Genomic DNA, 4,227 nt, shown 5'->3' on the forward strand with positions numbered 1-4,227 from the left:
ATGTGCCAACTAAATGAGACACATACAGTTGATTTTTTCTTTTGTGATAAGAGTGGAGTTTTTAGAGGTGCCCTTAAGAAATTTACAGAATCATTCGGAAAAAGTTTTTATAACTACAAACCTTCAGATTCAGAACTCCGCACCTTTGCTGAAGGATATATCAAAGCTAATGCTAAACGAGCAAAGGTAGAATACAAAGTAAAAACTTATTTGCCTGACTATGCAGTTATCTATGTAAGACCAGAAACAATTGACTTGGATAACTTAAATGTTTTTGAACTAAGCCGTAAATTCTACGAAGAAAATAAAGGAAAATATGGTAACTATTCAGAAGCTATGAAAGCTGGTGAGAAGTATATTCTAGAAAATGCTCCAAGCCAATTTGAGTCTACTCCTCTAGATACTAGTGATAGTATGAGAAAAGAGGGGTATGAAATTAAAATGAGTAAAAAAGATGGGAAATGGACCATTGACACTTCTTCTAAGAACTATGATTTAAACGATATGGCTCGCACATTCCGTGGAGGTATTGGTTATTAATATAAAAAAGTTTGAGCTTAAGACTCAAACTTTTTTATTGCATTATGTGACTATTAGTCCGTCTCGCTCCGTTAGGTGCGAGACAAAAAAACCACCCGCTATGCGGGTGCGCGTCGAAGGTTATACCAAAAAAACTCCGAACGCGATACAATAAAGGTGTTCAAGCCAATTGTAAAGCGAAAGGAGAAAAATATGGCACAAAAGGCTCATAGTTTATCGCACACAAAGTGGCACTGTAAGTATCACATTGTGTTCACCCCTAAGTATAGACGAAAAGTCATCTATAATCAATATCGAAGTAGTTTATGCGAAATATTTCATCGCTTGTGTAGTTATAAAGGAGTTGAAATTATCGAGGGTCACTTAATGCCAGACCATGTACACATGTTAGTCAGTATTCCACCAAGGACAAGTGTTTCTAGTTTCATGGGTTATTTAAAAGGAAAAAGTGCACTCATGATGTTTGACAAACACGCCAATCTCAAGTACAAGTTTGGGAATCGGCATTTCTGGGCGGAAGGTTATTATGTGAGTACAGTAGGGCTTAATGAAGCCACAATTAAGAAATATATTCAAGAACAGGAAAAGCATGATATAGCACTAGATAAATTAAGTGTAAAAGAATATGAGGATCCCTTTAGGGATAGTGGTAAGTAATACTAAAGCCTCTTTGAGAGGCAAGTGACGAGTCAAGAGCAATGAGGCTTGAACAAAGTGAAAGCCAGCGTCTTTAGGCGCTGGCTGGTAATTTGGGCTTATAGCCCTGGGACAAACCACCCGTTTGACGGGTGGTCATGATTTGTATAAAATAGAAAAAGATAGTAAAATAGTTTTATGATTATTTTACAAGCTAATAAAATTGAACGTTCTTTTGCAGGAGAGGTTCTTTTTGATAATATCAACCTGCAGGTTGATGAACGAGATCGGATTGCCCTTGTTGGGAAAAATGGTGCAGGTAAGTCTACTCTTTTGAAGATTTTGGTTGGAGAAGAGGAGCCAACTAGTGGAGAAATCAATAAGAAAAAAGATATTTCTCTATCTTACCTAGCCCAAGATAGCCGTTTTGAGTCTGAAAATACCATCTACGATGAAATGCTTCATGTCTTTGATGACTTACGTCGGACGGAGAAACAACTGCGTCAGATGGAGTTAGAGATGGGTGAAAAGTCTGGTGAGGACTTGAATAAGCTAATGTCAGATTACGACCGCTTATCTGAGAATTTTCGCCAAGCAGGTGGCTTTACCTATGAAGCTGATATTCGAGCGATTTTGAATGGATTTAAGTTTGACGAGTCTATGTGGCAGATGAAAATTGCCGAGCTTTCAGGTGGTCAAAATACTCGTTTGGCACTTGCCAAAATGCTTCTTGAAAAGCCCAATCTCTTGGTATTGGACGAGCCAACCAACCACTTGGATATTGAAACCATAGCCTGGCTAGAGAATTACTTGGTAAACTATAGCGGTGCCCTCATTATTGTCAGCCACGACCGTTATTTCTTGGACAAGGTTGCGACAATTACGCTAGATTTGACCAAGCATTCCTTGGATCGCTATGTGGGAAATTACTCTCGTTTTGTCGAGTTGAAGGAGCAAAAGCTAGTTACTGAAGCAAAAAATTATGAAAAGCAGCAGAAGGAGATCGCTGCTCTGGAAGACTTTGTCAATCGCAATTTAGTCCGAGCTTCAACGACCAAACGTGCCCAATCTCGACGTAAACAACTGGAAAAAATGGAACGTTTGGACAAGCCTGAAGCTGGTAAGAAAGCAGCCAACATGACCTTCCAGTCTGAAAAAACGTCGGGCAATGTTGTTTTGACTGTTGAAAATGCAGCTATTGGCTATAATGGGGAAGTCCTGTCACAACCGATTAACCTAGACCTTCGTAAGATGAATGCTGTCGCCATCGTTGGTCCCAATGGTATTGGCAAGTCAACCTTTATCAAGTCTATTGTGGACCATATTCCTTTTATCAAGGGTGAGAAGCGCTTTGGCGCTAATGTTGAGGTTGGTTACTATGACCAAACCCAAAGCAAGCTGACACCAAGTAATACGGTACTTGATGAACTTTGGAATGATTTTAAACTGACACCAGAAGTTGAAATCCGTAACCGTCTAGGTGCCTTCCTTTTCTCAGGAGATGATGTCAAAAAATCAGTTGGCATGCTGTCTGGTGGGGAGAAAGCCCGTTTACTTCTGGCTAAACTTTCCATGGAAAACAATAATTTTTTGATTCTGGATGAGCCAACCAACCACTTGGATATTGATAGCAAGGAAGTGTTGGAAAATACCTTGATTGACTTTGATGGAACCTTGCTATTTGTTAGCCATGACCGTTACTTTATCAATCGTGTGGCAACTCATGTACTGGAATTGTCAGAGAATGGATCGACTCTCTTCTTGGGAGATTACGATTACTATGTCGATAAAAAGGCTGAAATGGAAGTCGGTCTGACAGAGGAAGCTTCAACTAACAATCAAGTAAAAGAATCAAGGCCAGTCAATGATTATCAAGCCCAGAAAGAAAGTCAAAAAGAAGTTCGTAAGCTCATGCGACAAATCGAAAGTCTAGAAGCTGAAATTGAAGAGTTAGAAAGTCAAAGTCAAGCGATTTCTGAACAAATGTTGGAAACAAACGATGCCGATAAACTGATGGAATTGCAGGCTGAACTGGACAAAATCAGCCATCGTCAGGAAGAAGCCATGCTTGAATGGGAAGAATTATCAGAGCAGGTGTAAAGATGGAACATCTTGGAAAAGTATTTCGTGAATTTCGGACAAGTGGAAATTATTCTTTAAAGGAGGCGGCAGGGGAGTCCTGTTCAACTTCTCAGTTATCTCGCTTTGAGCTTGGGGAGTCTGATCTAGCAGTCTCGCGTTTCTTTGAGATTTTGGATAACATTCATGTCACAATCGAAAATTTCATGGATAAGGCTAGGGATTTTCATAATCATGAACATGTTGCCATGATGGGACAAATTATTCCGCTTTACTACTCAAATGATATTGCAGGTTTTCAAAAGCTTCAAGAAGAACAACTTGAAAAGACTAAGAGTTCGACAAATCCCCTCTATTTTGAGCTGAACTGGATTTTGCTACAGGGTCTGATTTGTCAAAGAGATTCGAGTTATGATATGAAGCAGGATGATTTGGATAAGGTAGCAGATTATCTCTTCAAAACAGAAGAATGGACCATGTATGAGTTGATTCTTTTCGGGAACCTCTATAGTTTCTACGATGTGGACTATGTCACACGGATTGGTAGAGAAGTTATGGAGAGGGAAGAATTTTACCAAGAGATTGGGCGTCATAAGAGATTAGTGTTGATTTTGGCTCTCAATTGTTACCAGCATTGTTTAGAGCATATTTCTTTTGACAATGCAAGCTATTTTGAGACTTATACAGAGAAGATTATTGGCAAAAACATTAGTCTGTATGAACGAAATATTTTACATTACCTAAAAGGCTTTGCCTTATATCAAAAAGGACAGTGTAAAGAAGGCTGTAAGCAGATGCAAGAGGCCATGCATATTTTTGATGTGCTAGGTCTTCCAGAGCAAGTAGCCTACTATCAGGAACACTACGAAAAATTTGTCAAAGATTAATTTTCCCAAATAAGGGAAAAATGAAAAAGCTCCTTTCGGTTTTGATACAATAGTTTCAAAATTTGAGAGGAGTTTTTATATGAAT

General features: G+C 38.9%; 4 protein-coding genes. All 4 read left to right on the top strand.

What is annotated here, in order from left to right:
• Positions 1-540 (top strand): DUF5105 domain-containing protein (locus K1I71_RS09395; protein WP_223330841.1); only part of this gene is annotated, 540 nt, incomplete at its 5' end.
• A gap of 192 nt (positions 541-732) precedes the next feature.
• Positions 733-1,197: an IS200/IS605 family transposase gene (gene tnpA, locus K1I71_RS09400; protein WP_223330842.1), complete on the top strand. Its 465-nt coding sequence runs from the start codon at positions 733-735 to the stop codon at positions 1,195-1,197.
• Between the two features lie 177 nt (positions 1,198-1,374).
• Entirely contained in the window at positions 1,375-3,276 is a 1,902-nt protein-coding gene (locus tag K1I71_RS09405; RefSeq protein WP_045606931.1) for an ABC-F family ATP-binding cassette domain-containing protein, read from the top strand.
• A 2-nt stretch (positions 3,277-3,278) separates the two neighbouring features.
• Positions 3,279-4,142 (top strand): Rgg family transcriptional regulator, encoded by an 864-nt coding sequence (locus tag K1I71_RS09410; protein ID WP_223330843.1) that lies wholly within the window; start codon positions 3,279-3,281, stop codon positions 4,140-4,142.
• The last annotated feature ends 85 nt before the right edge of the window (positions 4,143-4,227 follow it).

The sequence above is a fragment of the Streptococcus mitis genome (genome assembly GCF_019929545.1).
GTDB classification, from domain to species: Bacteria; Bacillota; Bacilli; order Lactobacillales; family Streptococcaceae; genus Streptococcus; species Streptococcus mitis_BU.